We start from the raw sequence: 22,297 nt of genomic DNA on the forward strand, positions 1-22,297 counted from the left end.
CAGCTTCTGCCCATCGGTGTACCAGGCGAGCTGTATATCGGTGGTGCGGGATTAGCTCGCGGCTACCTCAATCGCCCAGAGCTCACCGCTGAAACGTTTATTGCTCACCCCTTTAGCGATGAACCAGAAGCGCGTTTATATCGCACCGGAGATTTGGTGCGTTGGCTGCCCGATGGCAATCTCGCTTTTTTAGGGCGTTTGGATCATCAGGTCAAGATCCGTGGATTTAGGATTGAGTTGGGGGAAATCGAGTCTCAGCTTTTGCGTGAGCCGAGTGTTAAAGAAGCCGTGGTGTTAGCCCGTGAAGATCGCTGTGGTGACAAGCGCTTAGTGGCCTATGTCACAGCGGCTGAGACGTCTGAGGATGTGGGCGCAACAGAAGACGCGCTGATTGATTCACTCAGGCAAAGGTTAACAGCCGTATTGCCCGATTACATGGTGCCATCGGCTTTTGTGGTGTTAGAGCACTTGCCATTAACACCCAACGGTAAAGTCGATCGTAAGGCCCTGCCTGAGCCGGATTTAGCTCAGGTGACAGGGGCTTATGAAGCACCGCAAAGCCTCACCGAAGCGCGTTTAGCTGAACTTTGGCAAACACTGCTACATCTAAACTCGCCCGTTAGCCGTGATGCGCATTTCTTTGAGCTGGGTGGGCATTCATTATTGGCCATGAAGCTGGTTGCGGCGATTAATGATACGTTTTCAACACACCTATTGATTAAAACCATTTTTTCCAATAGTTATTTGCATCAACTCGCCGAGCAAATTGATAACAATCAGTCAAAAGAAAATGTATGGCAACCGCTTGTGGAAATGCACTCAAACGATAAGGACATGAAGAGTTTACCTATTGTCTATGCAGTGCCGGGCGCAGGTGGTTCAAGTGCCGCTTATCAAGCACTCGCTAAAGCACTGGAGCCCTATGCGAAAGTCGTTGTGCTGGAGCCCAAAGGTATAGCTGGTGATCAGGCACCACATAAAAACTGGGTTGAAATGTTGGACGAATATACGGAGGAGATACAGCGTTATCAACCTAAAGGACCATACTGGCTATTGGGTCATTCTTATGGTGCCAGAGTCGCATTTGAAATAGCGGTTAGATTGGAAGCACGAAACAAAGAGGTAAACTGTATCCTACTCGATGCTGAACTCTGTGGCGTTATGACGGAGGACATGCCTGAAGATACGTTAAGTACAGAAGAAAAAGTGCTCAGTGTTATGCAAGAGTTTCTGGATGTGACTGTTTCTCCTTTTGGCTCATTGAGTAAGGAACAAGCGAAAGCGGAATTGATTCAATTGATGACAAACGCCGGTTTGATTTCACAAGAAAGGGGGGCTCGGCAAGTAGAAGCCATATTGGAGATTTACAACTTTCAGGAACAAACTGGTTTTGATTATCGAGCGAGCCAGTTAATCGATGGGCCATTAACGTTGCTGTATAGCAAGGAGTCTTTCTCTCAAGAAAGCCTTCTTAAGGTTCATGAATTACACGGAAAACTCAGCCAAAAGGGCTTCTCCTGTTATCCAGTGGAAGGCACACATGTCTCTATGCTTAGGCCGCAGCATGTACATAGTATCGCTAGCTCTGTGCGTGACTTAATTCACGCCAATACCTGTGGAGTAGTCATGGAGTAATAATTTACATAAAACTAAAAATATCAATATTCAATAGCCAGCTTGTTAAGTTGGCTATTGAGTTGACCTAAACTTATTGAGTTCCATTTCAATAGTTAGGCACTTATTTCAATCGTTGGCGTATGATAAATCTACCCATACAGAAAAGGCGAACCCAATGGTTCGCCTTTTGTTATTCAAGTTAGTTTCCAACTTAGTTATCTGTGATCAGTAAAGAAACTTACTCTTCGTAGTTATCAATACTTGGGCAAGAGCAGATTAGGTTACGGTCGCCGTAGACGTTGTCGACACGGTTAACCGTTGGCCAGTATTTCCACTGCTTAGTTGCCGGTGTTGGGAAGCAGCCTAGTTCACGCGAGTATGGGCGGTCCCACTCGGCAGCAGACAAGTCTGCTTGGGTGTGAGGTGCGTTTACTAGCGGGTTGTTCTCTAGTGGCCATTCGCCATTTTTCACCTTGGTCATTTCTTCACGGATGGCGATCATCGCTTCGCAGAAACGATCGATCTCTTCTAAGTCTTCCGATTCAGTTGGCTCAACCATCAGTGTGCCAGCCACAGGGAAAGACATAGTTGGCGCATGGAAACCGTAGTCCATTAGACGCTTGGCAATGTCTTCTTCGCTGATACCTGTCTCTTCTTTTAATGGACGAATGTCGATAATACATTCGTGAGCCACACGGCCATTAGTACCACGGTAAAGTACCGGGTAATGAGGACGTAGACGCTCCATCATGTAGTTCGCATTTAAGATAGCGACTTTGGTTGCATCGGTTAGACCAGCTTCGCCCATCATAGCAATATAAGCCCAAGAGATAGGCAAGATAGAGGCACTACCAAGATCGGCTGCTGCTACTGCTAAGTCTTCACCTTCTACACCGTTTTCAATGTGACCTGGTAGGAAAGGCGCTAGGTGCGATTTGACACCAATTGGCCCCATTCCTGGGCCACCGCCACCGTGCGGGATACAGAACGTCTTGTGCAAGTTAAGGTGAGAAACGTCAGAGCCGATGAAACCCGGAGAAGTAAGACCGACTTGCGCATTCATGTTGGCGCCATCAAGGTATACTTGGCCACCAGCAGCATGGACCATTTCACACACTTCTTTCACTTGCTCTTCGTAGACGCCATGCGTTGAAGGGTAAGTGATCATAATGCTTGCGAGGTTGTCTTTGTGCTTTTCAATCTTAGCCGCAAGATCGCTCACATCGATATTACCCTCGTCATCACACTTAACGACTACAACCTTCATTGACACCATAGAGGCTGTCGCTGGGTTGGTGCCGTGTGCAGAGCTTGGGATCAAGCAGACGTTACGGTGTCCTTCGCCACGACTATCATGGTAGCGCTGAATGGCGATAAGGCCGGCATATTCACCTGATGCGCCTGAGTTTGGCTGTAATGAGAAGGCGTCATAGCCTGTAATCTCACACAGTTTTTCTTTAAGATCGTTAGCAAGTGCAGTGTAGCCAGCTGCTTGATCTAATGGCGCGAATGGGTGAATAGAACCAAACTCTGGCCAAGTGACAGGGATCATCTCAGCCGCAGCGTTGAGCTTCATAGTGCAGCTGCCGAGCGGGATCATACCGTGAGTAAGAGAAAAATCTTTGTTCTCTAACTGCTTCAGGTAGCGCATCATTTGCGTTTCGCTGTGATGCGTATTGAATACTGGATGAATCAAATATTCAGATGTACGGCGCAGCGCTTCAGGGATGGCAGCAAATTCGTTGGATGCAATCTCAGTAGATAGGGCATTCACATCTTCTTTCACGCCAAATACCGCGAACAAGGCTTGAATATCTGCCGTTGTAGTGGTTTCATCCAAGCTCACACCGAGCTGACCTTTCAGTAGACGCAGGTTGATGTCTGCTGCTTGCGCTTTGGCGTACAGCTTGTCTGTATTGGCAGAGGTATTGATAGTTATGGTGTCAAAGAAGCAATTATGAGCAAGCTCAAAACCAGATTTAGTCAGCCCTGCCGCCAAGATAGCCGTCATGTGATGGGTGCGGCGTGCAATAGTGCGCAGGCCTTCTGCGCCGTGGTATACCGCGTAGAAAGAGGCCATGTTAGCCAGCAGTGCTTGCGCGGTACAGATGTTCGATGTCGCTTTTTCACGGCGGATGTGCTGCTCACGCGTTTGCATTGCCATACGCAGCGCTTGTTTACCTGTGCTGTCGATAGACACACCGATAACACGACCTGGAATAGTACGTTTGTGCTTTTCACGCGTTGCCATAAATGCAGCATGAGGACCACCGTAGCCCATAGGAACGCCGAAACGTTGGGTTGAACCAATGACAACATCGGCGCCCATTTCACCTGCTGGTTTAAGCAGTGTAGAAGCAAGTAGGTCAGTCGCTACTGCAACTAATATTTTGTTCGCTTGCGCTTTAGCGATGGTTTCAGTGATATCTCGCACTTCACCTGTGGTGTTTGGGTATTGAACCAATGCGCCGAAAATATCTTGCTCAGCAAGAGAGTCAAGTGAGCCAACCAGCACGTCAAAACCAATGTATTTAGCACGGGTTTTGATGACTTCGAGTGTTTGCGGGTGTACATCATCAGCGACAAAGAATACGTTGCTTTTGCTCTTACCTGCGCGTTTACAAAAGGTCATGGCTTCAGCCGCTGCGGTTGCCTCATCAAGCAAAGACGCATTAGCTATGTCCATTGCCGTTAGGTCCATAACCATTTGCTGAAAGTTCAGCAGCGCTTCAAGGCGGCCTTGTGAGATCTCTGGTTGGTAAGGCGTGTACGCTGTATACCAGCCAGGGTTTTCCAGTACGTTACGTAGGATCACATTGGGTGTGAAAGTGTTGTAGTAACCTTGGCCGATAAAAGTACGCTTAACTTGGTTTTGATTGGCGAACTCACGCATAGCTGAGAGCATGTCTGTTTCGCTCATGGCCTCTGCAAGAACCATCGGTTTCTCAACGCGGATTTGCGCTGGTACGGTTTCATCGATCAGTGTATCAAGGCTAGTGGCTTTGATAGCATCCAACATCTTTTGTTGGTCTTTTTTATTAGGGCCGTTGTGGCGAGCAACGAACTCATTTTGGGTGCTAAGGCTTTGAAGTAATTCAGTCATTGTCCTTTACCTACTCCATCATTCGGGTATTGGATACCGCTACTGATATAAATGATTATACGTCCGAGTTTTGGAAAAAAGCTGCCCCGTTATGGGACAGCTTTACCTATTTGCCTATTACTCGTCTTCGATTGAGTTTAGGTATTCTTCTGCGTCTTTGAGATTGTCAAGTTCAGCAGCATCTGCCATTTTGACTTTAACAATCCAACCGCCTTCATAAGGCTCTTCGTTGATAAGCTCTGGGCTATCTTCGAGGTCTTCATTTATCTCGATTACTTCACCAGTAATGGGAGCGTAGATGTCTGAGGCTGCTTTTACAGATTCAACCAGAGAGAAACTATCACCAGCATCAATTTCAGCTTCTACTTCAGGAAGGTCAACGAAAACTACGTCACCCAGCATTTCCTGTGCATGCTTTGAAATACCGATAGTTGCTGTGCCGTCACCGTTGTCACGTACCCATTCGTGGCTGTCTGCAAACTTCAGTGTTTTGTCCATTGCTTAGTCTCCAAAAAAATAACTTTGTTTAAATTTGTTTACTTGTAAAGAGGGAAGCGGTTGCACAGTGTTTTTACTTCTTTGCGAACGCGTTGTTCCACTTGTGCATCACCTTCTGGGTTTTCTATTAGCCCATCCAGTACATCGCCAATCCAATTACCAATGAGTTTGAATTCTTCAGCGCCAAAGCCGCGGCTTGTTCCCGCAGGTGTACCTAAACGTATACCCGATGTAATCATAGGCTTCTCGGAATCGAATGGGATTCCATTTTTGTTACATGTGATCCCTGCACGTTCTAGCGCTTCTTCTGCCTTGTTGCCTTTCAATCCTTTCGGACGAAGATCAACCAGCATTAAATGTGTGTCAGTACCACCAGTGACAATATCGCATCCACGAGTTTGCAATACTTCAGCCAGTACTTTTGCATTATCGATGACTGAATCGATATAAGAGGAAAACTCAGGGCCAAGAGCTTCGCCAAATGCGACCGCTTTGGCCGCAATAACGTGCATTAATGGTCCACCCTGAAGGCCTGGAAAGACTGCAGAATTTATTTTCTTAATGATGTCGTCATGGTTGGTTAAGATCATACCGCCACGTGGACCACGTAGAGTTTTGTGTGTTGTTGTTGTTACTACGTGTGCATGCGGCAGTGGGCTGGGGTGAGCCCCTGTTGCTATAAGGCCAGCGATGTGAGCCATATCAACCATTAAGATGGCGTTGACTTCATCGGCAATGTCGCGAAATTTAGCAAAGTCGATAGTACGTGGAATCGCGCTGCCACCTGCGATGATCATTTTAGGCTTGTGCTCAAGTGCTAATTCACGAACATCTTCGTAATTGATTTCAAGTGTTTCACGGTCAACGCCATACTGAATGGCATTGAACCATTTGCCAGAAAGTGCAGGGCGAGCGCCGTGCGTTAGGTGACCACCTGCGTCCAGCGACATGCCAAGAATGGTATCACCAGGCTGAAGTAATGCGAGTTTCACTGCGCCATTTGCTTGAGCGCCAGAGTGAGGTTGAACGTTGGCGTATTCACATTTAAAGAGCTGTTTCGCACGTTCAATCGCGATGGCTTCTACGGTATCAACATGTTCACAACCACCGTAGTAACGACGGCCGGGATAACCTTCTGCGTATTTGTTGGTTAAGCATGTGCCCTGAGCTTGCATTACGGCTTTCGATACAATGTTCTCAGAAGCAATCAGCTCAATCTGTTCATTTTGACGAGTATTTTCTGCTTGGATACCAGCAAAAACCGCATCATCTGTAGCAGCAAGGTTGGTTGAGAAAAAATTCTCTAGGCTGTGATTTGGGTAAGTGTTGTTCATGGTAGATGACCTTCCATTCGTGCTAACGAGATTATTAATAGGATTATCGCTCTCGTTAGTCCTCTTTCTGTTTACTGCCCTCTATAATGAAGACAAGGTGAATTCCATACCCCAAATGATGAACTATCGCGGGGAAAAACCGAATCTCACTGTTAAATCACATTATCAGTCAGTTCGGAAATCGCATCTCTACAACTAACAAGTTGGTAACATAGCTTTTGTTGAAGCTATAATCAACTAAAAATTTCCTATTGGAAACATGGTTTCTTAAAATGTTACCAAGAGCACGGTTTATTTGTCCTAGTTATCTTTTTTATCCTATAAGCTTAGTGCACAATAAAAACCAACAGGAAATGGACATTCAATGAAGAGGGATACATGCCTGAAGACACCTATGACGAGTACCCATCTTTAACTCTTGCAAAAGAAGGCGAGCAAAATATTGAGCCTTTAAAATTAGGCGAGAAAATTAAGGACATTCGAAGTAAACTGGGGATCACTCTTGAGGAAGCAAGTCAGCGTACAGGTTTGGCTCGTTCTACCTTGAGTAAAATTGAAAATGAACAGATTTCTCCCACGTTTCAAGCGATGCAAAAACTGGCTTTAGGCTTGCAAATTGACATGCCACAACTATTTGAACCGCCAAGAAAAAAGGTGGCAACGGCACGTCGTGATATTACGAAGACTAGGCAGGGTAAATCACACCCAACACCTACCTATGAACATGAGTTACTGGCGACCCAACTATCGAACAAAAAAATGATGCCTTTTAAGAGTCGTATTCATGCGCGAAACTTTGAAGAATACGGTGACTGGGTTCGCCATGACGGAGAGGAATTTTTGCTCATTCTTTCTGGCACCGTTCTCTTCTATTCTGAATTCTACGAACCCGTTGAATTAGGTGAAGGTGACAGTGTTTATTATGATGCAACTATGGGCCATATGCTGATTTCTACCAGTGAAAAAGATGCCAATATTTTGTGGGTAACAGCTAAATAGTGACAGCTTTGTCAGATTTCCTATAGTAAAGGCAAACGATTGCATTTCGAGTTTTAGTTGATACAATGACATCCTCTCGATTGAGATGGTGTTTTCTTTTGTTATCGGAAAATGTGAAGATGATGTTAAATGTCACATTTTGAATGCTTGCACTCTTGTTAAGAGTGCAAAAAGGTCTCACTCGTGTTTATTATTGGAAACAAGGTTTCCTTGAATGGAAAGCGGACCTGATTAAATGGAGACAACAATGACTCAAGATCTACTTAAAACACCACTTCACTCCCAGCACGTAGAAGCGGGTGCGAAAATGGTTCCTTTTGCAGGCTATGATATGCCAGTGCAATATAAACTGGGTGTAAAGAAAGAGCACCTGCATACTCGTGATGCTGCTGGGCTTTTTGATGTATCCCATATGGGGCAGCTTCGATTACATGGTGAAGGCGCTGCTGCATTTCTTGAGTCTTTAGTTCCTGTTGATATTATCGACTTGCCGCAAGGCAATCAGCGCTATGCCTTCTTTACTAATGAGCAGGGCGGAATTATGGATGATCTTATGGTGGCAAACCTAGTTGATCATTTGTTTGTCGTGGTCAATGCGGCATGTAAAGAACAAGATATCGCGCATTTAGAAGCTAATTTACCCGCCGACGTTGAACTTGAAATCATTGACGATCGCGCGCTACTTGCACTTCAAGGACCTAAAGCGGTGGATGTGCTTACGCGTTTTAACCCTGCGGTTGCTGAAATGCTATTTATGGACGTCAAAAAACTCGATATTCTCGGCATTGAATGTATTGTTAGTCGCAGTGGTTACACTGGCGAAGATGGTTACGAGATCTCAGTACCAAATACTCATGCTCAAGAGTTGGCTGCTAAGCTAACTGTAGAAGAGGAAGTGGAATGGATTGGACTTGGCGCACGTGATTCATTACGTCTGGAATGTGGGCTATGTCTCTATGGGCATGATCTAGATACAACAACAACACCTGTTGAAGCTAGCCTTTTATGGGGAATCCAAAAAGTGCGCCGTACAGATGGAGAACGCGCAGGTGGATTTCCTGGTGCGGACATTATCCTCAAGCAGATTGAAACCAAAGATGTCTCACGCAAGCGTGTTGGTTTGGTTGGTCAAACTAAAGCCCCCGTTCGTGAAGGTGCGGAGTTATTTGACGCCGACGACAATAAAGTAGGTATTGTAACCAGTGGTACCGCAGGTCCAAATGCGGGTAAACCTGTATCCATGGCATACGTTCGCGCTGACTTAGCGGCCATCGGGACGGAATTATTTGCTGATGTTCGTGGTAAGAAGCTACCAATGATAATTGAAAAGATGCCGTTTGTACCACAGCGCTATTACCGTGGATAAGTAGGTATTTTTAAATAGCAATTTCTTTTAAACCTCTCATTTGAGAGGTTTTTTATTTCTATTTTTGGGATGTTGACTTTTTAATTTTTAATTAAATTAATGATTTAGAATCTAACGCCTTCTCTTTTTGTCAACTAGACTTAACTTTGACAGATAGAAAAGGGAGACGGAATGATGAAAGCTTTACTTGGGTTTCTCGGCTTGATATTTGTGTTCTCTCGTGCAATGGCAAACGATGTATCCGCCTACATTGTTAATGGCACTAACGTTAGCAGTGCTACTACATACCCTTCTTTTGCTAGCATGTTTGTTATTAGTGGAGCCTCTTACAGTAACTATTGTGGGGCAACTATGCTCAATAGCCAATACGCACTCACTGCTGCCCACTGCATCTATGAAAACTTTAGTAATATGCTCAACACTTATATCATTCCTCAGCTTTTAGATGAATCAACTTATGCCAGTGCTGAAAAAGCCAGAGCGTTGGAGTTTTATTTCCCTAGTGACTACATAGACTCAGGAGCAGCACTTTGGCCTAATGATATCGCTGTGATCAAGCTTGAATCGCTTCTGTCTTCTGTTCCTGATTATACCTATCTACTCAATACGACGATTAATAACAGTTTTTCTGCTTCAGAAACTTATATCGCGATAGGACATGGCCAAATTGCGGGTAACGTGTCGGGTGGGACCATATTACAACAAACCAACCTCGATTATGTGTCCTTGAATGATTGTCGGTCTAAATATGGTTTAGTGACTGATAAACAAATATGTTTTGGAGGGGCTCAGTCAGGTGGATATAAAAATGCGACTTGTAGTGGCGATTCTGGAGGCCCGGTCTATTTAGAAAGTGGTAGCCAATACATTCAGATTGGTATTACTAGCTTTGGTCCTGGGTCGTGTGGTGACGCATCTTCGACCGTTACCTCTGTCTTCACAGATGTTTATGACTACATTGGCTGGATTAATCAAGTAATAAATGGTCAGGAAGCCCCTAAGTATTACGTCACTACGATCAATGGGGAGCGTACCCTTGTCAGTAATATTATTACCGCGAATTCAGAATCAGGTGGAAGTATTAACCCGATTATTTTAGCTGTATTCCTCCTATTTAGGTTGTTTAAAGAGCGGTTCAAGCCAATTAAAAAATCGATTTTTTCACCAACTAGCAGTTTATAAAGCCATTAATTTTTGGGTGTAACTCAACTTTATTATTAACTTTGGGATTTTAAATTGTCTCATAATTGATAATTTCATGATAAATGTGTTACTTACTGAGGTATTTAATTGGGTTAAAGTACTTTTTCTATTCTGGCAGCTTGACAATATTTTCTGAATCAATATTGTCTCTTCGATCAATAAGAATGAGCCGGAGAATATGCACATGGCGAGTAGGCTAAGCTATGAAGTAACCTTTCTTTCAGATGCTTCCATGCAATCTAGAGTATTTAATGAGTCTTTACAAAAAGGTATTAACCAGCCCATTGGCATGAATGCGGTTGAGATGTATGCAGCAGGTGATGTCAGCCTTGGTGACTATGTCTTGGTTGACTACCATTATTTGAATGAAACCAAATTTGAGCAGTACAATCAAGCACGAATGATGAGTGCTAATAATGCCAGAGAAATTATTATAAACTGTCCAAGAAATATATCTTCAGCAGAGCTTTTAAAATGGAGAAATTTGGTTGGGGTTTTCTATCTCGATGATAATATATCGATATTATTCAAGGGTATGGAAAAGATTTTTCAAGGTGAAATGTGGTTGTCACGACAAATAGCTCAAGAGCATATTGAGTATTTTAGATCCGCTAATGCAGCAACGACTTCTCAAGTTTATGCAAACCTGACTAAACGTGAAAAACAAATTATGCGTTTATTAGGGCATGGTGCATCCAATGCAACAATTGCCGATGATCTTGTTGTGACGGAAAATACGGTTAAGACACATCTACATAACATTTTTAAGAAGATTAATGCTAAGAATCGATTGCAAGCGCTGCTTTGGGCAAACAACAATATTGCTTTAGAAGACAGGTCTTAAATTCAGTATGAATAATTCTTACTGATATACCTGCACAAAGCTTTGAGTAAAGATTAGGGTAAATTTATATGAAGTTTAAACACACCATTGGATCTGAATAAGCTGTTCTAACCGTTATTATGCATTTAACTGACAAATCAATATTAAGTGTCCAATTAGTCTCTGGTCAGCCATGCTGTGCAGACGAGTTTGATGATACACAAGACCCATTTTATTCACCACACCGTCATGAATATTGGGAGATTGTCTGGTGCCTCAATGATGTCGGCAGTCAATGTATAGACTTTGTTGAATATCAAAACCGATCAAATCGATTTTTCACTATTACGCCTGGTCAAGTGCATTCTTCTCAATGTATGGGAAATAATGTCCGTTTTTTGGTTTTTGCGACAGGCTTTATTGATACCCATCCTCGCAATATTCAACTAATTAACAGTATTTTCGCCTCATTTGATAGAGTCCCATACATTGACTGCTGTGATGAAGGTATAATTTACTTAGAATCGATTTTTTCGCTGCTCAGTGAAGAGTGTAAACGGATTGATTGTGACTGGGATTTGGTGGAATCATTAGTCAGCAGTTTTATGCGTTATTTGATTCGACATTCTAAAAAATCTGATGGTAGTTCAATACTTTACGATGGACGAGTTACTGCACTGGTTGAGTTGATTGATAGGTACTATCGACAAGAAAAAAAGAGTGGATTTTACGCGGATAAGTTGTCTTTGACCACCAAAAGGCTTAATGAAATTGTTAAGCGGGATAAGGGAAAATCAGTCACTCAACTCATACATGATCGTCTTGTATTGGAAGCCAATAGAGAAATGACTTTTTCAGAGAAGAGCATCAAGAAAATTGCTTTAAATTTGGGCTTTGATGACCCAGCATATTTCAGTCGATTCTATCGTTCACAAACAGGTGAAACACCAACTCATTTTCGTCTTCAATGTTCAGATAGTGCAAGATAATAGGCATTAAATCCATTTATAGTGGCTCTTAAGGTACTGATAATACCCGAATGTAAACTTAATTATTCGGTAGTGTTAGTTCTATGACAGTCAATTTAAACAAGGATCCGATTTCCACATCTTTCTATCAGTATTTATGGCCTGCACTGGCCGGAATGCTTACTAAATCTCTGTTTATTATGGGTGATGGGTTAATTATAGGCATAGGGATTGGAGTGGAGGGGCTCGGTGCTCTCGCACTTATAATGCCAGTGTTTTCTATTTTTACTGCACTTGCGATGATGATAGGGATTGGCGGTGCGGCAAAAATGTCCATAGATATAGGCAAGGGAAAGATTAACTCGAGTCAGGTCTGGTTCAGTCAATCAACTCTGCTGATCGTTGTTACTTCAATTATAACAGCTGCCTTAGCCATTATTTGGCTCGATGACCTTCTGACTCTAATTGGTGCGTCTGGAATAATAGCTCAGCTAGCGCGTGATTATCTTCTCATAATGTTACCATTTTTCACGCTCTATTCTGGTACTTGGGTTTTATCCTGTTTTGTACGCAATGATTCTAACCCTAGATTGGCAACTTACGCTATGTCTTCTGGAGCCATTGTAAATTTGTTATTTGATTATTTATTTATAATGGAAATGGGAATGGGCATTAAGGGTGCAGCGTATGGAACCATCACTGCCCAGCTGGTTATGTCACTCATTCTTCTCAGTCATTTTGCGCGTGTTCGGGGTTCTCTAAAGCTTAGTTTAAAAGGGATTGGTTTCAGCAAAGCCAGAGATATTCTGGCAATGGGGGTACCTTCATTTTGTGTTGAGATGGCATCTGCATTAACGATAATATTGTTTAACTATATTCTTTTGACTCAGTTTGAAGAGAGTTACATTATTGCATATGGCCTAAATACCAATATTGGTGTTTTCGCACTATTTGTTATGGTCGCTGTTGGACAAGCTTGTCAGCCGATTCTTAGCTTCAACCATGGAGCAAAGCGACAGCCTAGGATTGATGAAACTATAAAATTAGGTCTAAAGGTAGCGATTATCAGCGGTAGCTTATTTCTCATCATTATCTGGATATCCGCTCCTTTTATAGCATCGTTATATTTAGGTAATTTAACCCAGTTGATATCATTGGCGGTGACAGCATTAACATACTATTTTTTCGCTGTGCCACTGATGGGGTTCAATATCGTTGTTGCCAATTTATTTCAAGCGATTGAGAAACCACAACGTGCGACTGTGCTTGCCTTATCTCGCGGATTCATTTTTGTCGTTCTTGGTATGCTTTTACTCCCTATGCTTTTTCCTAGCAATGGTATTTGGGTGAGCATTTTATTTGCAGAATTTTTGACAGCAATAATGGCACTTATTATGTTGTTGAATTACTTTCGTGACTCACGGCCAGATAGAGCAGAGTGCATTTCAAACTTTGGCACTTAGGTTGTTCGTGCTATATACAAATAGTAGTCACTGTATGCAGTGATTTTAGAGCTTATTTGAGTAATAAAATAAGCTCTGTCGCTGTTTATGTGGAGAATACCTGAGTTAGTCGTAAATCGTAGGAATGGGTAACCTCTTGTGCTGCGTTGCTTTGTAAATTGCGATTAAGCGGTCTGATGTGTCTTGTGATACAGACTTGCCTTCAAGGAAATCATCAATTTGGTCATAAGTGAGGCTCAGGGCATCTTCGTCAGCTTTTTGTGGATCTAGCTCTTCTAAATCGGCAGTTGGTGTTTTGTTTACTAGGACTTTAGGAGCACCTAGGGTGTCTGCTAGCTCGCGAACTTGACGTTTGCTCAGGCCAAAAAGAGGTGCTAAGTCACATGCGCCATCACCAAATTTTGTATAAAAACCGGTAATGTTTTCTGCTGAATGATCTGTGCCTAAGACTAAACCGCCAACATATCCTGCGATTTCATATTGTGCTACCATTCTTGCTCTGGCCTTTACGTTGCCTTTTACAAAATCAACTTTCTCTTTTTGAGTTGGGAACAAACCTGTATTCGCCAAAGCTTGGTGTGAGGATGTATGTAGACCATCAACACCAGGTTTGATATTTACCGATACAGAGTGAGTGGGTTGAATAAACTCCAAGGCAATTTGGGCTTCGTCTTCATCTTTTTGCTCGCCGTAGGGCAGGCGAACGGCGATAAATTGGTACCCAGCATTTGTTTCACTATTCAGCTCATCGATAGCGATCTGTGCCAAACGCCCACAAGTGGTCGAGTCAACGCCACCACTGATACCCAGCACTAATGTTTTACATCGTGCATCCTTTAGCCTGTTCTTAATAAATGCGATACGGCGGGTGATTTCAAATTGAGGATCAATTGATGGTAGTACACGCATTTCGTCACGGATTTGCTGTTCCATAGGTTTTCTTCCTGCAAGCATGATTTTACGGAATAATAGTAATATCATACCTCAAAGAACGGTTTAGAAAACTATGAACAGTGAATTCACATATATCAGGGAAAAAAATGAACAAAATTGCGGTGTTTGGCAGTGCTTTTAACCCACCAAGCCTTGGTCATAAGAGTGTTATTGATTCGTTGCAGCACTTTGATCGTATTTTGCTAGTACCAAGTATCTCCCATGCATGGGGTAAAGAGATGCTTGAATACGCAAAACGATGTCATCTGGTTGAGGCATTCATTGAAGATTTATTGATGGTTAATGTGGAGCTAAGCTGTATTGAAGAGATGTTATACCAGCCAGAACAAAGTGTGACAACTTATGCTGTCTTGAATGAACTTCAAAATCAACACCCTAATGATCACATTACTTTTATTATGGGGCCAGATAATCTGTTTAATTTTTCTAAGTTCTATCAAGCAGATGAAATTCTCAACAATTGGTCGGTAATGGCTTGCCCAGAGAAAATTAAAGTGCGAAGCAGCGATATCCGGCAGTCAATCGCAAAAAAACAAGATATTAGCACCCTGACAACACCGAGAGTCTGCCAGTTACTGAACAATAACAAGTTCTATTAATCTTTACAGCGTTTTTAAGGTCTTTGACCTTCAACAGGTAATGACTTCGGGTGGTGGCTCAGTAGGGCCTATGTTGTTTTGTGCTTCAATAATGGCTTCAGGTCGTTGCGGGCGTGAGTAGTAATACCCTTGAATTTGAGCACAACCCATTTGGTGTAGTTTATCAACCGCTTGCTGGGTTTCAGCACCTTCTGCAACAAGATCAACCTTGAGTTGTTTGGCAAGTTGGATAATTAACCAGATCAAACGTTCAGATGTTGGGTTGCTGAACATATTACGAATAAAGCTCGCATCAATCTTTATGCAATCTATTGGGTATCTGTGAATGTAGTTGAGGCTTGAATAACCAGTTCCGAAATCATCAAGAGCAATACAAAAACCGAGCTTCCTCATTTTATCGAGAATATCCCCAATCTCACTTGCCTGTGTGAGTAGTACAGTTTCGGTGAGTTCTATGGTGAACTCTTCGGGCTTGAACCCGTAACGACCAATTGTTGAGGTGATATGTGTAAGATATCGATGAGGATCATTGAGCTCATGTGCAGAGCAATTAATACCTAACTTCACTTTGTGCCCTAAACCCGCTTCCAATTGTTTTTTGGCCCAGCATGCTAGCTCAAAAATCCTTTCGCCTAAATCGACGATTAAACCTGATTGTTCGGCTGCTTCAATGAATTCGGTTGGTGAGATAAAACCAAGCGTGCGGCTTTCCCAACGAGCTAGAATCTCAAAATAATGCCAGTGCTCTTGACCTAGCTTGACGATGGGTTGAGCGACAACATGAATCTCGTTTGATGTTTTATGGCCTGATGTAAGCACTTTTCGTAAGGCATCAATTACTCGGGTACGTCTATAGTATTTTGCACTTAGTTCAGTATCATAGCATCTTATTTGTGATTTTCTCGACTGTTTACAGTCTTTCAGTGCCAAACTGGCATTGAGAATCAACTGTTCGGCATTCACTCTATTATCTGATGTGATCGCTATACCCATGCTGACATTGATTTTCACATTATGTACAGGATCAGTGTAACCAGCACTGAGCTTTGCCAATATAAGCCGACATGCTTCTACAGGATCACTAGCGTAGGTGATGAATGCAAACTCGTCACCAGAGATACGAAAAGCAAGTTGTCTGATATGAAGTGAAGACTCAATCGTATGTGCGACAAACTTAAGCACCTGATCACCAACATATTGTCCATATAGGTTGTTAATGGATTTGAAGCTATCAATATCGACATAGACTAATGCCAAGTAGTCAGCATGTGATTCAGTTAAACGTTCAAGCTTATCGGATAAGTAACTTCGGTTCAGTAGGCCTGTTAAATTATCATGAGAGACTTCGTAACTGAGTTGTCTAACGAGGCTATCTGATCGTGCAGCGAGCCACTTTACTCGCAAACTGTGTACTACCATATTAGCGAGTAATATGTGGTAATAAATCAGTTCTTTTGGGTTTTCAATTGGTTGCTTGAATGTTGATAAAAGAACGCCAAGTACCTCACCTGATACTGTTTTTAGTGGAATACCGATATAAGCTTCTAATTCATGCTCTCGGATGTATGTGTCTTCAGGAAATTGCAAAGAAACGTTTTGAGTGTAAAGTAAATAATCAAGCTGAGAATGGCTAACTCGAAATGAGGGGGTGCTTCTTAGTGAGTAAGAAGTGGGGACACTTTTAGATTCAAAGCAGGCTTGAGATAAACAATAGCCATTGGAATTAAATTTATCAATTTCTACGATACAGGTGCAATATGTACCAAAGTGTTGATTCAACACTTTGGTCACTTGATTTAACAACTCTGTACCATCAAGTTGCAACGTACTATTAATGACATCTAAATCCATAGATGTCACCTGTACTGGTGTCCTAGCCATTTGAACTTACCTACTTTGTCGTGATTTAAATCACTTATTTATTGGTAACGCTATGATTAAATATGGTACAGGTCTCATATTATTTCAAATTTTGGCAAAGTTTTTTCTCTCGACTACTGCTAGCCTATTCGTCTATCAATCTATTTTTAAGATAATCGAGAAACAGTTTGGTTCGGGTATGTTGGTAATCTAATTTAGGGTAGTAGGCATATACAGTTGTTTCATCAGTAGTTATTGATGGCAAAATTCTTTTTAGCGCTCCAGATTTTAATTCATCTTTGATCATGACGTCATTTGAAATGAGTATGCCCATAGCATTTTTTGCTGCGTAGTAGAGGGCCTCAGGATTGGTTGTTGCAAGGTTACCTGTCAGGATAATTCTCTTACCAGTGTTGAGTTTGACTTCCCGCTGGGGCCTTTCTCCCCAAATTAGAGTGTTGTGCTGGGTGAGTTGTTCGATATTGTCAGGCTCCCCATATTTATCTAAATAGAAAGGAGAAGCGTAGAAACCAGCTTTGTGCTCGAATAGAGCTGTAGCCTTAAAGCTCAAAGAGTTAAGTTGTTCTAGTTCCCTACTAATAAAAAGGTCTAAACTGAGTTCCGGTAACTGACCTGGAGTGGTGGTAATTAATTGTATTCGTATATCTGGATACATCTGGAGAAAATCATCCAGATATTGGACTAGGAACTTAGAGCCCACGGCAATGGTAGCACCTATCTTCAATAGGCCAGCAGGTGTTTGATTAACTGAGCGTGTTTCATCAATAATTGATTGCCATCCTTCTAATTGAATTTTCGCTTGCTGATAGAAAAGTGCTCCTGCTTCAGTTTGAGTAACACTACGGGTGGTGCGTTTAAGTAGTTGTACGCCAATTCTTTCTTCAAGCCAATGAATACGTTTACTTATCGCAGAACTCGTCGTATTCATTTTCCGAGCAGCACCATTAAAACTGCCTTCATCTACAACTCGTATATAGCTCTGTACGCTTTGGATCCAATCCATTTTCTACCTTACTCTTTCCTGTATGGAAGTAATCATTTTCCAATTGAAGATATTATCATTATATAGAGTTTAATCTAAACTTTGTTGCACATGGGCTATGTGAGGTATTGTGATGAAAAGAGCGCCGATTTTAATGGCGATGTTAATTATTTCTACAGGGCAGGTAGGTGTCAGTATCTATCTACCTTCACTCCCTATGATCAGTCACGCCTTACAAATCAGTCAGTCCGATGCACAACTATTGGTGACTCTATTTCTTATCGGGTTTGGTTGTTCACAGCTATTTTATGGCCCTTTATCAGATGCTATTGGCCGACGGCCCGTTTTTATTTTAGGTCAGGGTGTGTATTTGATCGGCACTTTGCTTTGTATCCTATACAGCCATAATCTCTGGTTGTTAGTCGTTGGCAGATTACTACAAGGATTAGGTTCTGGAAGTGCCTCAGTTCTGGGTCGGAGCGTGCTTCGAGACTGCTATGATGGTCAGGAATTAACAAAAGCACTATCGTATGTCTCAGTAACCGCATCTATCATGCCTGTTCTTGCACCGGTGCTTGGTGGCTGGGTGGCATTCTATTTTGGATGGGAGTCCGTCTTTGTCTTTGTGTTTACCTATCTGGCTGCGACTTTTGTTTTGGGTTACTACTTATTGCCCGAAACAATGACTTATGAAAGAACAAAATTCAACATAAAAACGGTGGCATCAAATTATGTAAAGCTGATCAAGAGTAAACAAGTATTTTTTAGCGCGAGTTATAACTGGATTACTTATTTAGCATGTGTCGTTTCCTTGTCTGTAATGCCATTTATTCTGCAACACGAATTGGGCTTAACGACGGCTCAATATGGAACTGTGATGGTGGTACCCTCAGCGGGTTTGTTAGCCGGGACTTTAGCATTAAATGTTCTGAATCGTTACTTAAATTCGCGGAAAATTCTTGGGTTAGCAGCCGGTATTATTGTGCTGTCGGGCGTATGGTTAATTGTGGCAGATTTGACCATATTTAATATTACTTGGGCATTTACATGGATGGTGGTTGCACAAGGTCTATCTTTCCCGCTCTCCATTGCGACGTTACTGGCACCGTATAAAAGACAGGCCGGAGCGGTGTCTGCTTTAACAGGTGCTATCCAAATGTGTTTTGCTGGATTGCTCGGTGGCTATTTAGTTGAGAGTTGGATACGAAGTAGCATAGCATTAGGTGTGTTTTATCTTATTTGTGCGGCCACTATGGTCATCGTATTGTATGTGAGTCGCGTAAAGCCATTCATACGCCAAGAGTTTGCTTGAAAGGCATCAACTCCCTGTTACAATGCGCTGACTAGTTAACACATATTCTGAAGGAGTGATGATGGAGCACAAAGAATTTGCTCAATTAGTTACTGTACTTTGTAAGCAAGATAACTTGCCTCAAGTCTTAGAATTACTAAAAGTTAGTGAAGATGAAGAAATAGCTCAAGCTGCGTTATCACTGGCTGGTCAGTTTGCTCTGGCAGAGGTTGAAGGTGAACAACGTATTTACCACGTGACTATTGAGAAAAGCCTGCAGGGCGAAGACCAGGAATATGTTGAGCATATTATGAACGAAGGTGATGATGTTGTTCGTTTTGTTGCTTGGTTCTTTGAGGTTATGTTTGACGTAAAACGAAAAGAAACTTACCAAGCTGCCGGTAAAACGTTTCAGCAGCCCAAACGGTAATTCAATAGTGAAGTTCTAGATTATGAACTGACCTCAATAGTAGGGCAACCAACCATTGAGGTCTTATTTTTTAACCAGCAGAACTTTGATTATTTTCTAAATTGACGACGTTATCAGGAACTTTATTTAGTCCTTTTTTCTCAAGCCAAGCAGTGAGGTTGTCCGCACCACCAATATATTGGCCATCAAGCCAGATTTGTGGGACAGTGACCGGTGTTTTTTCACCAATAATCGCTTTGACTTCAGGGATCATTCGATATAACGCGGCGCTATCTTTAACGACATCATGGTACTGGTATTCAATTCCAGCATCATCGAGCAGTTTCTTTGCTTTGACACAATATGGACAGGTGGCTTTGCCGTATACAATGTTACCTTTAAGTGTGTCGCGTTTTGTCCATTCTTTTATGACAGATTGAACTAAGACCCCTCGATTTAACGCCTCACCCTGGCTGACAACTTTACCTTCAATCATAAGAATAGGCGCGTGCCATGCACCCACCTTAAGTGGTTCCCACCAGTGAGATAACCAGTCTTTGACTTCCAGTTCAACGGCGACTTCAGACAACTCATTTTCAAATGTATCTTTTAGAATATCTTTGGTTAGCGTACATTCACCACAAGGAATTTTGACGCTAAATGGTCCCCAACTGCCACCCCAGCGATATAGCGTTATTTTGATTGGATCTGTCATAGAACTCTCTCCCATACCTATCTACAATTAATAGAACGGGATTAGCGGGTATTTATTTCAATTGGCGAGTTTTTTTTGATTCCCATTGAGTGATAAAAGCAACAGATGCAATAATAATGGCCGCGCCAAGCCATAATCTACCGGGTGGAATCCAACTAAAGACAACCCAGCCGGCCAGCACATTCAATGGTAACTTAGCATGATCAAAAGGCTGTACAAACGACGCATCTGCAACAGAATAAGCTTTTACGACCGCCCATTGGGCTAAAGCCGTCAGAGTACCGGCTGCGAATAGTACTAGCCAGATCGAACCGCCTATTGGTGTTTGCCAGTCGGGTATCGCGAGCAAAATATTAAATGGAGTAATCAAAATCAGTAAATAGACAACTATGGTGGATGGTGAATCATCAGAAGATAATTTTTTTACCATTAATGAGTAACAGGCCCAAAAAAATGCAGCACCAATAGGGAGTAATGTCGCCCAACTAAAGTCATCTGCCCAAGGTTCTAAGATGAGCATGGCACCAATAAAACCAGATACTGTCGCTCCCCAGCGTGCTACCCCCACTTTTTCTTTTAAAAATAGACCTGAACCCACGGTCGCAAAAAGTGGGGATGTCATCAATAAAGCTATGCCTTGCCAAATAGGTACAGGATAAGCGAGGGCCCATAGCCACAATTGAATGCCGATGACAGAAATGAAGACACGAAATATATGCCAACCGAGGTGGTTTGTACGTAAGGATTGACGAATACCAAGTGTTTTTAAATACGGCAAAATAACTATCAATGCTATCGCATATTGAATTAGAGCGATAGTTGTAGAGGCTAAGCCGAATTTAATGCTGGCAACTTGCGCAAAGCTATTTACCAACGCAAACGCTAATCCAGCCATGAGCATCCAACTTGCTCCCTGTACTGGGTGATGGGATTTTGAAACCATAATTATCTTTTCAGAAATTGAGTATGCAGAATCATACGATGTTATTGCTTACTCGTCATCTATCTCACTGTTTATTATTTGATTTTTTGTCGAAATAGTCAGCTTAATCACCTTACTAAAGCACGTGTAACATTGTTTTTTAGCAAAGCAAGGAGGTCATCTAACTCTGCTACGCTCACCGATGCAAAACGAGCAAATGGACTTGCTTGACCATGAGTGATGAGACAAGAAGGCATATTTGCGTTGCTGGCTGCTTGTAAATCATAGACATAGTCGCCCACATAAAGCACTTGTGGAGATGATAACTGCCATTCATCGGCAAGCGCTAACAAAGAGTCTGGGGCTGGTTTAGGTGGGAAATGTTCACGACTGATGATACGTGAAATGTTCAATTTATGCTGTGCCACTTTCCGTTGGGATGCTTCGTAGCAATTACGTGTAATAATAGCGGTGTACAGTTTATTTTGTTCAATGTAACTGAGTAAGTCATGGCAACCTTGCATAGGAGTCGAATGATTGGCGTCATCAAGTTCGTGTTTAAGGACTAACTTCTTTGCTTTCTGTGCAGATTGGGAACAACCTATATTATCAATAAAAGTAAGTAAATCAATGCTTTCCGGGCAACCTATTTGTGATCTAAGCCATTTGAAATTTAGACTTGAGCTTACTAAAGTATTATCCAAATCAAAGACGATGGCTTTGATTTTCTCTATGTTTAGATCCATGACTTCCATGTGAACTCCCTCAGTAGACGTTATGTGAACTCTTTGTCTAGATACTCAACAATATTAGATGATTCATACATCCATTCTACCGTGTTATTTTTTTCTATCCTTAGGCAAGGTACCTTTATTGTGCCTCCGCCCATTTCAAGCTCGGATCTATGCTGCGGGTTCGCTTTGGCATCACGTAATTCAATATTTAATGATTGGCGTTTCATTGCTCTGCGTACTTTGACACAAAATGGGCAAGCTTCAAATTGATAGAGGGTGAGTTGATTTGTTTTATCATCAATTTTTTGCTGTTCTTGGGTAGAACGTTTGACACCTTTAGGTGAGAAAATAAAATTGAGCAATAGAATTACACGGCCTAAGAACCAACGGACAAACTTCATAATATTCCTTACAACATGGTATTTATAGCAACATT

20 protein-coding genes are annotated in these 22,297 nt (G+C 42.2%); 10 read left to right on the plus strand and 10 right to left on the minus strand.

Translation table 11 applies throughout. The features are described from left to right. The coding region (locus KO511_RS22445) for an alpha/beta fold hydrolase (protein ID WP_215987646.1) at positions 1 to 1,635 on the plus strand (1,635 nt) is incomplete at its 5' end. Between the two features lie 220 nt (positions 1,636 to 1,855). On the opposite strand, the gene gcvP is transcribed toward KO511_RS22445, so the two are convergent. From gcvP to KO511_RS11920, 3 genes are all read right to left on the minus strand, one after another. Next, entirely contained in the window at positions 1,856 to 4,720 is a 2,865-nt protein-coding gene (gcvP, locus tag KO511_RS11910; protein ID WP_215987647.1) for an aminomethyl-transferring glycine dehydrogenase, read from the minus strand. Between the two features lie 117 nt (positions 4,721 to 4,837). After that, positions 4,838 to 5,218 carry a glycine cleavage system protein GcvH gene (gene gcvH, locus KO511_RS11915; protein ID WP_215987648.1) on the minus strand — a complete coding sequence of 127 codons (381 nt, stop codon included), beginning with the start codon at positions 5,216 to 5,218 and terminating at the stop codon, positions 4,838 to 4,840. A gap of 38 nt (positions 5,219 to 5,256) precedes the next feature. After that, a complete protein-coding gene (locus tag KO511_RS11920; RefSeq protein WP_215987649.1) occupies positions 5,257 to 6,552 on the minus strand; it encodes a serine hydroxymethyltransferase in 1,296 nt (431 codons plus the stop codon). A gap of 378 nt (positions 6,553 to 6,930) precedes the next feature. Here KO511_RS11920 and KO511_RS11925 point away from each other — a divergent pair, with 378 nt between their 5' ends. The 6 genes from KO511_RS11925 to KO511_RS11950 all read left to right on the plus strand — a co-directional run bounded on the left by KO511_RS11925 (position 6,931) and on the right by KO511_RS11950 (position 13,374). Beyond that, the gene (locus KO511_RS11925; RefSeq protein ID WP_215987650.1) at positions 6,931 to 7,551 is read left to right on the plus strand and encodes a helix-turn-helix domain-containing protein; all 621 of its coding nucleotides are present in this window, start codon (positions 6,931 to 6,933) and stop codon (positions 7,549 to 7,551) included. A gap of 247 nt (positions 7,552 to 7,798) precedes the next feature. Continuing rightward, positions 7,799 to 8,917, plus strand: a complete 1,119-nt coding sequence (gene gcvT / locus KO511_RS11930; RefSeq protein WP_215987651.1) for a glycine cleavage system aminomethyltransferase GcvT — start codon at positions 7,799 to 7,801, stop codon at positions 8,915 to 8,917. Positions 8,918 to 9,091: 174 nt separating this feature from the next. Then, positions 9,092 to 10,099: a trypsin-like serine protease gene (locus KO511_RS11935; RefSeq protein ID WP_215987748.1), complete on the plus strand. Its 1,008-nt coding sequence runs from the start codon at positions 9,092 to 9,094 to the stop codon at positions 10,097 to 10,099. A gap of 205 nt (positions 10,100 to 10,304) precedes the next feature. Beyond that, complete coding sequence (locus KO511_RS11940) at positions 10,305 to 10,964, plus strand: LuxR C-terminal-related transcriptional regulator (RefSeq protein ID WP_215987652.1); 660 nt, start codon at positions 10,305 to 10,307, stop codon at positions 10,962 to 10,964. Between the two features lie 119 nt (positions 10,965 to 11,083). Further along, the gene (locus KO511_RS11945) at positions 11,084 to 11,932 is read left to right on the plus strand and encodes a helix-turn-helix domain-containing protein (RefSeq protein WP_215987653.1); all 849 of its coding nucleotides are present in this window, start codon (positions 11,084 to 11,086) and stop codon (positions 11,930 to 11,932) included. An 83-nt stretch (positions 11,933 to 12,015) separates the two neighbouring features. Next, the gene (locus tag KO511_RS11950; protein ID WP_215987654.1) at positions 12,016 to 13,374 is read left to right on the plus strand and encodes an MATE family efflux transporter; all 1,359 of its coding nucleotides are present in this window, start codon (positions 12,016 to 12,018) and stop codon (positions 13,372 to 13,374) included. 105 nt (positions 13,375 to 13,479) lie between these two features. On the opposite strand, the gene nadE is transcribed toward KO511_RS11950, so the two are convergent. After that, a complete protein-coding gene (gene nadE / locus KO511_RS11955; protein ID WP_215987655.1) occupies positions 13,480 to 14,307 on the minus strand; it encodes an ammonia-dependent NAD(+) synthetase in 828 nt (275 codons plus the stop codon). Positions 14,308 to 14,414: 107 nt separating this feature from the next. Between nadE and KO511_RS11960 the strand changes: the two genes are divergently transcribed. Beyond that, on the plus strand, positions 14,415 to 14,927 hold the full coding sequence (locus tag KO511_RS11960) for a nicotinate-nicotinamide nucleotide adenylyltransferase (protein ID WP_215987656.1): 513 nt from the start codon (positions 14,415 to 14,417) through the stop codon (positions 14,925 to 14,927). 30 nt (positions 14,928 to 14,957) lie between these two features. Here KO511_RS11960 and KO511_RS11965 read toward each other — a convergent pair whose 3' ends face one another. Together KO511_RS11965 and KO511_RS11970 are read right to left on the minus strand one after the other, a co-directional pair. Beyond that, a complete protein-coding gene (locus tag KO511_RS11965) occupies positions 14,958 to 16,808 on the minus strand; it encodes a putative bifunctional diguanylate cyclase/phosphodiesterase (protein ID WP_215987657.1) in 1,851 nt (616 codons plus the stop codon). A 124-nt stretch (positions 16,809 to 16,932) separates the two neighbouring features. After that, positions 16,933 to 17,811, minus strand: a complete 879-nt coding sequence (locus KO511_RS11970; protein WP_215987658.1) for a LysR family transcriptional regulator — start codon at positions 17,809 to 17,811, stop codon at positions 16,933 to 16,935. Positions 17,812 to 17,923: 112 nt separating this feature from the next. Here KO511_RS11970 and KO511_RS11975 point away from each other — a divergent pair, with 112 nt between their 5' ends. Together KO511_RS11975 and KO511_RS11980 are read left to right on the plus strand one after the other, a co-directional pair. After that, positions 17,924 to 19,102 carry a multidrug effflux MFS transporter gene (locus tag KO511_RS11975; protein WP_215987659.1) on the plus strand — a complete coding sequence of 393 codons (1,179 nt, stop codon included), beginning with the start codon at positions 17,924 to 17,926 and terminating at the stop codon, positions 19,100 to 19,102. Between the two features lie 61 nt (positions 19,103 to 19,163). Further along, positions 19,164 to 19,511 carry a hypothetical protein gene (locus tag KO511_RS11980; protein WP_215987749.1) on the plus strand — a complete coding sequence of 116 codons (348 nt, stop codon included), beginning with the start codon at positions 19,164 to 19,166 and terminating at the stop codon, positions 19,509 to 19,511. 70 nt (positions 19,512 to 19,581) lie between these two features. Here KO511_RS11980 and KO511_RS11985 read toward each other — a convergent pair whose 3' ends face one another. From KO511_RS11985 to KO511_RS12000, 4 genes are all read right to left on the minus strand, one after another. Then, complete coding sequence (locus KO511_RS11985) at positions 19,582 to 20,205, minus strand: glutaredoxin domain-containing protein (protein WP_215987660.1); 624 nt, start codon at positions 20,203 to 20,205, stop codon at positions 19,582 to 19,584. A 52-nt stretch (positions 20,206 to 20,257) separates the two neighbouring features. Further along, complete coding sequence (locus KO511_RS11990) at positions 20,258 to 21,148, minus strand: DMT family transporter (RefSeq protein WP_252724345.1); 891 nt, start codon at positions 21,146 to 21,148, stop codon at positions 20,258 to 20,260. Between the two features lie 107 nt (positions 21,149 to 21,255). Further along, positions 21,256 to 21,882 (minus strand): HAD family hydrolase, encoded by a 627-nt coding sequence (locus KO511_RS11995; RefSeq protein WP_215987661.1) that lies wholly within the window; start codon positions 21,880 to 21,882, stop codon positions 21,256 to 21,258. Between the two features lie 20 nt (positions 21,883 to 21,902). Continuing rightward, on the minus strand, positions 21,903 to 22,262 hold the full coding sequence (locus tag KO511_RS12000; RefSeq protein WP_215987662.1) for a glutaredoxin domain-containing protein: 360 nt from the start codon (positions 22,260 to 22,262) through the stop codon (positions 21,903 to 21,905). Positions 22,263 to 22,297 lie beyond the last annotated feature (35 nt).

Origin of the sequence: Vibrio hepatarius (genome assembly GCF_018860525.1) — a bacterium.
Lineage (GTDB): Bacteria > Pseudomonadota > Gammaproteobacteria > Enterobacterales > Vibrionaceae > Vibrio > Vibrio hepatarius_B.